Annotated in this window: 7 protein-coding genes; 1 reads left to right on the plus strand and 6 read right to left on the minus strand. The window is 56.0% G+C overall.

Features of this window, described 5'->3' with window-relative positions; all coding sequences use genetic code 11:
- Positions 1–41 precede the first annotated feature (41 nt).
- The 6 genes from Q0239_RS14705 to Q0239_RS14730 all read right to left on the minus strand — a co-directional run bounded on the left by Q0239_RS14705 (position 42) and on the right by Q0239_RS14730 (position 4,926).
- The gene (locus Q0239_RS14705) at positions 42–1,133 is read right to left on the minus strand and encodes a hypothetical protein (protein ID WP_298604193.1); all 1,092 of its coding nucleotides are present in this window, start codon (positions 1,131–1,133) and stop codon (positions 42–44) included.
- A 164-nt stretch (positions 1,134–1,297) separates the two neighbouring features.
- Positions 1,298–1,801: a hypothetical protein gene (locus Q0239_RS14710; protein ID WP_298604195.1), complete on the minus strand. Its 504-nt coding sequence runs from the start codon at positions 1,799–1,801 to the stop codon at positions 1,298–1,300.
- A gap of 34 nt (positions 1,802–1,835) precedes the next feature.
- A complete protein-coding gene (locus Q0239_RS14715) occupies positions 1,836–2,261 on the minus strand; it encodes a DoxX family protein (RefSeq protein WP_298604197.1) in 426 nt (141 codons plus the stop codon).
- 9 nt (positions 2,262–2,270) lie between these two features.
- On the minus strand, positions 2,271–2,951 hold the full coding sequence (locus Q0239_RS14720; protein WP_298604199.1) for a hypothetical protein: 681 nt from the start codon (positions 2,949–2,951) through the stop codon (positions 2,271–2,273).
- 156 nt (positions 2,952–3,107) lie between these two features.
- On the minus strand, positions 3,108–3,689 hold the full coding sequence (locus tag Q0239_RS14725; RefSeq protein WP_298604201.1) for a hypothetical protein: 582 nt from the start codon (positions 3,687–3,689) through the stop codon (positions 3,108–3,110).
- Positions 3,690–3,795: 106 nt separating this feature from the next.
- A complete protein-coding gene (locus tag Q0239_RS14730) occupies positions 3,796–4,926 on the minus strand; it encodes a DUF1176 domain-containing protein (RefSeq protein WP_298604203.1) in 1,131 nt (376 codons plus the stop codon).
- A 158-nt stretch (positions 4,927–5,084) separates the two neighbouring features.
- On the opposite strand from Q0239_RS14730, the gene Q0239_RS14735 reads away from it, so the two are divergent.
- The coding region (locus Q0239_RS14735; protein ID WP_298604205.1) for a putative Ig domain-containing protein at positions 5,085–6,886 on the plus strand (1,802 nt) is incomplete at its 3' end.

Below are 6,886 nucleotides of genomic sequence, written 5' to 3' on the forward strand. Positions count from 1 at the left end.
CAGCTTTGTTGCAACAAGATCTGACCGGATTTTTGTGAAGTTCAAGGTGTTTTCTGGCATCGAGGATCATCGTCTCGCACAAACTGTAGTCGCTCGAGGAATCGAAAACCGGCGGCTGTGTGTTGCGAGGCAGGGAATCTGAACGTCACGCCATAATGATAGCTTTCGATCAGCTTCACTTCCCAACTGCCTGCTTCCCGTTCGCCAGGTTCGGCATATGGCGGGCCAATGCCCCGGCTGGGATAGTAGATGACCTCGGTTTTTCGCAGCAGGCTCATTGGATGTTCGTTGAAATTTGACGGGTCGCCGGGGCGCAGCATCTCGTTCTGATAAAAACGACGTGCGATTGTAATGCGCGAACCCCCAGTGCCGATATGGAAGTCGCCCGCGTCTCCCAAAGGCCGCCAGGGTCTTAGCAGCGTTTCACCATCCTCCAGTTTGAATCCTATCCCGGAGAAACAATGAAACAAGGGCGCCGTTTCCGGTTTGGAAGGATATATACCCGCCAGAGAATTAGACAGATCATAGGCCCGTTTCGCATCCTTATCGTCGAGGTCGCGATTGAAGAGTGCGGAAAGCGGCAGGCATTCGGGGCTTTTTGCCGATGCAGGCTTGATGCGCGAAAGGAGACGGCGGTCGTTGTCGGATCCATCGAAACTGGCTGCGCCTATGATCAAGGCGTCTTCTGACTGTTCGTCCGGTGCCAAAATGTATCGCACATCCTCGTCGCGCAAACCTTGTGGTGCGTATCGGACCGTTTGTCCGGCGTCGGGTGTTTTTCCCATAAACCGCTTTGGCGACGGTTTTGCCGGACCTGCATTGCGCCACTCCGGCGCTGGTCGGTTGAAAACCGTGTCCAATAGGCTGGCGGGCAGATAGTCGGGCGAGTTACCGGACTTGATGGCAATCAATTCGCGGTCGTTAATGATGCGAGTGATATCGCCGACTATATGCAGTGCCTCGTCCTTGCCCACATCGATCACGAAGCGATCGGTGCACAGCTGGAACGGTCCATAGGCCGAATAACTTGGCGGTTCAGCGCGCGGCAGGGTGGCTGAAGCAGGTTGTGGCAAAAGCATCATGCTTATCGCGCCGGCAGCAAACAGTTGCTTTGCCTTGTCTGTGCCTTGCATTCGGTGCCGCCCCACAAGTTGCGATATGATCAATGCTATTAATAGCATCGCCTGGGAACAATGGCTGTCGCTGCGGCGCACTGGTGCACCGCAGCTTGCAGCGCAAACCACCCTCCCATCAAGCGGGGCACCTTGGCCATAGTTTAATTTAAAACTTGTTCCCGCTACCGCGCGACTGACCGGGAAGCTGAGCTGACGAGGCCTTGACCGGCGACAAAGCGCAGGTCGCACCGGTTTATCACACCCGGCAACACTCTCTCGATGACATCGAAATCGGAATTGTCGCCAACGATGGCAGGATTATCGAGCGGTTTGCGCATGGCATCGACTCCCATTACTCCGATCTTCACCATCTTGCCGTCGACAAGGTCAGGCTGCGATGGGTGAATGGCATAGATGCGGGGTTCATGACTTCGCCGATATACCGTCTTGTCCGGTCCAGTCAGGACAAGCATTCCAGCACTGTCGACGTCGGCGGGCTCGGACATCGAATCGAAGAATATCCAGTTGCCGCGTGGTCCGTGGATGAGGAGGAATAGGCTGTACTGGCCTGCGCCATTGACCTCGGCCGTCTCACCTTCGGATAACAGGACGGTAGAATATTTGCCGCAAACGCGCGTCGGCGATGCGGCCAAAACACTTGTTTCGAGCAGGCTAATCATAATCATTACTATCGATGCAAATCGCATATGCGCGGCCTCCTTATTTGCTTTTGAACGAAGAATCGCCGTCAGCCGCGGCCACAACAAGAAGCAGGACGATCAGGGCAACGCTATACTCACTGCCACCCGTTCCATGCTCGCCGACGAACCATCCTATACGCGCATGGATCAACACAATCCCACCAAGAGCAATCGACAACAGTGGGATAACTGCGATGCGGACGAAACGACCGAAAATAAGCAAAAGGCCGCACAGGATTTCGCTGACGGTGATCACCCAAACAATCGCCACACCGTTAGGAAACCCGACCGCTTCCATGAACTTTCCAAATTGGGGGATCGTGCCAAGCACAATGCGCGCAACGGCATGCGCCATGAAGAACAGTGCAGTCGAAATCCGCGCCAGTATAATTGCCCCGCGCAGGCGTAAGAATGGAAATCGTTCGAGCAGCGATGCTTTGGACATTTTTGCCCCCTATTTGTTTGCGACAGACAATGCGGCATTTGGTCGCGCAACCGATAGCATGAGTGCTGCGACAGCCAGCGCCACCCAGCCCAGTGTCATGCCCTTCAGCACCCAATCATGATGAACAAACACGCCCAATGCCGACCATAAGCCACCACCGATGGCGACCATCCCCGCTAGCTTCCGCCATCCCGGTTTTTTCAAATGCAGCCACCCTGCGAGCACCGTAACCAGCCCCAACAAAGCAAATTTGATCCTCGGTGCAAAATAGAGCAAATCTATATCCGTTTGGCGACCAGGCAGCGTATCAAGAATGCGCAAAAGCATAAAATTCTCAAACTGGTCTGCGAGCGCAGCAGCAACGGCCAAAGCCATGGCAATATGTACAATAGCCCTGCTACTCGGGCCGATATCTTGTTTCAGCGCGAGCAGACCGACAATCAGGAATGCGGAGTAGATCCACACGAACAGCGCAATGTCTAGCCACAGCCCTTTGTGCTGGGCAACGCTATGCGCTGCACGACAATGTTCCCGGAACAACGCCTCTACATCCGCTGGTGAGCGAACCATCTCGAACACGAAAATGGGATCGCCACCACCGCATGCCTTCATTCCGTCGATAAATCCGAATCCAAGCATGATTGCGACGACGGCGCCCGCCAATAATGCTGTCCAACGCCAATAGGTCATTTTCCCTCCCCCAAGACAAAACGGTCAGTAAAGCAGGCTATCTGGCCGAGCCCAAACGTTCCAGTTCTGCCATGTACCGGTGCAAACCGGGATCAATACCCGAGTAGCTCTCTGTTCAGCTCCAATCGGTTTGCGTTTTGCAACGAATATGGATGGTCAAGGTTTTGGCTGTGGGATCTCGCAAGATCCCGCATCATGAACCAACATCATATGACGGATTTTCCAATCCATCCCAACCTTTACCAGCATTAGATGTTCAATCAGGCAGTCATTGACAGGTGGGCTGCCGAATATCTCCGTCCACAGGGGTTGGCGGACAAAGGCGGATGACCCATCGACGATCACTGTAGGATTTCCTTGAACCAACCTTCCCTGTTGCTCGGTCGGTGGCTCGGAATCGGGTCGGGTAAACAGGAAAAGCTGTTCAGGCCAGGGGCCGCTTCGGACCCATTTACTTGGTTTTCCGTCGTCTCCTGTTCGCTCTTCGATTTCGGCAACCGCTCCACCCTCGTCCACAAAAAGTGCGGCAGTGGTTCCGTCCTTGCAGATTATGGCAGCATTGAAGCGCCGGACGACGTCTCTGACCTTGGACACAGTGTCGGAATCACTTGCGGCCTCATATCGGCAATTACCATGCAGTTTGATGACACTCTCGTCGGTGACGGGTGACAATGGCGCAGCTGGCATTGCATGCTGGGCTAAGGCAACTGCCAAAAGCATCTGGACCGCGAGAATCATATATAGACAAATCCTTAAGGTAGCGACTTACGGACTATGAACAAACTTGCCGATCCTGCCCTGACCGCCAAGCCTGGCAGGGAACCAGTACATCGGGCCAATTACTCTAACGATTGTCCGATAAGACCGTCATCGCCCGCCAAACCGTCATTTGACTGAAAATTTCGAGATCGCAGCTCGCCGTTCTCCGCTCTTCCACTATGCGAAATCGTTCACCATCCCAGCCATATTCGGTGCCGCTGCCGCAACCGGCTCTCCAAAAGCCAAAGCTCACCAGCCTGCGCCGCTCTGCATCCCAATAACCGCCGACCAAATTTTCGCCCAAATTCCCGGTATTGGCACTGTCGCCCTCAATCGGGGCTATGCGATGTTCCCCTTTCTCGTCGATCAGCAAAACACGCACAAAACTGTTGTAATTGCTGAGCGAGCATAGGGGTATCACCTGTGCAAGAGTGGTATTCTCGTCCAACCGATAATAGTCCACGCCGTCGGTCGTTTTGGCAAAAGGGGTGTGCTCGCCACAGCCGAAGGTTGCGCGCTCTTTCATGATTTGCGCTTTGCGCAACATGCGGGGTGGCTTTGCCGATGCATTTGCCAGCTTTATAACGGGAAGTTCGGGTGGCGGCGGAGTGGCAGTGGCAGGGGATGGGCCCTTTGCATACGCTGCGCTTTCATTGCCGATCCGCTGCTGAATGGTATCGAAATAAACGAGGACGCCCATCAACCCACGTGTCGATAATGTCACCGATGGACCATTTTTCTTTATCAACCTGACTGTATCGCCCTGAGCCATGTTCCGAAGCAGGGACATCGCGGCTTCGCCTTCAAAATCCAACTGGTTTCCATTAAAATCGGCGGGATCGGGCAGTCTATTCAGATAGTCAAAACCGCCTCCGCCGATTTCCACCATGTCAGGCTGAAAGCTTTTGCCATCAGGTTCCGCGGCTCCAGAGAAAAACGAAAGCTGCAATAGGCCGTCTGGACCAGCTAGGCGCACTATCCGCATGGGTTCAGAGGGATTTTGATGTGCCAGTGGATTGACCAAAAGCGCTTCGCAGCGCCAGCCATTGTCGCAAGCCGCTGCCCAGTCTCCGAAAGTCAGCGCATGGCCTGTCTGCCCTGATGAGGCAGCGACCGGTAAAGCCAGGCACAGGATCGCAAACGCAATACTGGACGCGACCAATCGCAGGAATGCCCTGCGCGGGCCGTTCCATATGTGTGCGGGGTTGTCGTCCATACCGAACGGTATAGCCAGTTGGACCGGCTAAAGGGTTCGGGCAAAAATGTACTGGTGCATTTCGGCCCGATGTCACCTGCGCAGTTGCTGCTAACCGCGTTACAGAATGTGACAATTGCGTCTGACCGACAATAAGGCAGGCAAAAACGGGGGCAGTTATGGGTAAGGCTTTGGTGCGGTCGTGGACGAAGCTGTTTGCGACGGTATTCGTGCTGATGCTGGCGCAATTGATCCTCCTTCCCCAAGCCCGTGCCCAACACACCTCGGGCGAATGCCCGCCACAGACTGCAACAGTTACGGCAGGAGGAACCGTCACGATCAATATCTCCGATTGTGAGCTACCGGGTTTTGGCGGACTCGGGGCGATTGACGGTGGCAGCTTTGGGGCCCCTGATTTGGAGAACCACGGCACCGCGATAACGCGCCGAGTCGGTTCCGGCCCAACTACCCAGTGGTTTCTCGACTATAGTCACAATGGCGCCACCGGGATCGGTTCGACCGATGTCTTTGAACTCAGCGACGGTTCTCTTACGGGCAGCGGCGACATCCAGTTCACGATTACGATCAATGCCTCAGCCTCACCGATCACGGTCGCGCCAAGCAGCTTGCCAACCCTGACTGCTGGCACATTCTTTTCCCAGACCCTTACCGCAACTGGCGGTGCATCGCCTTACACCTACACGCTGCAAAGTGGCGCGCTCCCCGTCGGGTTGAGCCTGTCGTCGGGCGGGGTACTCTCAGGCACGCCAACCCAGCGCGGCGCATATTCATTCAGCGTTCGCGCGACCGACAGCACAACGCCAACGGCGCAATTTACCGACAAGGGTTATACCGGCACGGTTCAGAGCCCGACCCTGGCGCTTTCACCTGGCGCCTACGCCATGAGTCAAGGGGTTGCGGGTTCGTTCAGTATAGGGGTTACGGGCGGCGTTGCGCCTTATTCATTCTTGGTCGAGCCGGTCCCACCCAATGCACTGCCGGCTGGCCTGACGCTCTCTTCGTCCGGCGTAGTGTCGGGAACTCCGACTTCCTCTGGCAGCTTTAACACCACGATCCGCGTCGGCGATGCAAGTACCGGACCTGGCACATATTTCGAGCTTGAAACACTAACAATAAATGTCGCCCCGCCGCCATCGGTTTCCATCGCAGTCTCGCCCAGTTCGGTCAATGAGGATGGCGCGACCAACCTGACCTACACGGTCACCCGAAGTGCAACTTCAACAAGCGCGCTGACAGTAAACCTGACCTATTCGGGCACGGCCACCAGCGGAAGCGACTATACCGGCGCTGCAGCTACCGTTGTGATTCCTGCCAATGCGACCACGGCCACGCTGACGCTCGACCCCACTGCCGACACCACGAGCGAGTCCAACGAGACCGCAATTGTCACGGTTGCTGCGGGATCGGGGTACACTATTGGTGCGCCGTCGAGCGCGACCGGCACGATTAACAACGATGAGGGAACGTCAACCTTTTGCCCGACCCTTTTGGGTACTGTCGCATGGGGGGGGAGTATCAGCATCAATGCTGGCTCGTGCAACGCCGGGTTCGGCTTGGGCGTAGTCCTTTCGCCGCCAACCCACGGCACAGCCACAGTTGGAGCATTTGGCGCTAACCAGCCGATCATTTATACCCACAACGGGACCAGCGGGACGACCGATACCTTCACGGTGAACGACGGTGAAGCTCCGCCTAACAACCAGATCCGCGTCAACATCACGATTACGCCGCCGACGTCATCGATCGTCGTAAGTCCAGCGTCGCTATCCACCATCACAGCCGGCTCCCCGTTCTCGCAGACCATCACGGCAACTGGAGGCACAGGGCCCTATACGTTCACGGTAACTGGCGGTACGATTCCGCCCGGCCTGACGTTGAGCACGGGCGGGGTGCTCTCAGGAACAGCGACGCAGCGCGGGGCCTACAGCTTTACGGTTCGCGCTCAGGATTCACTGGGGGC

It is taken from the genome of uncultured Sphingorhabdus sp. (genome assembly GCF_937872355.1).
Classification (GTDB): domain Bacteria; phylum Pseudomonadota; class Alphaproteobacteria; order Sphingomonadales; family Sphingomonadaceae; genus Sphingorhabdus_B.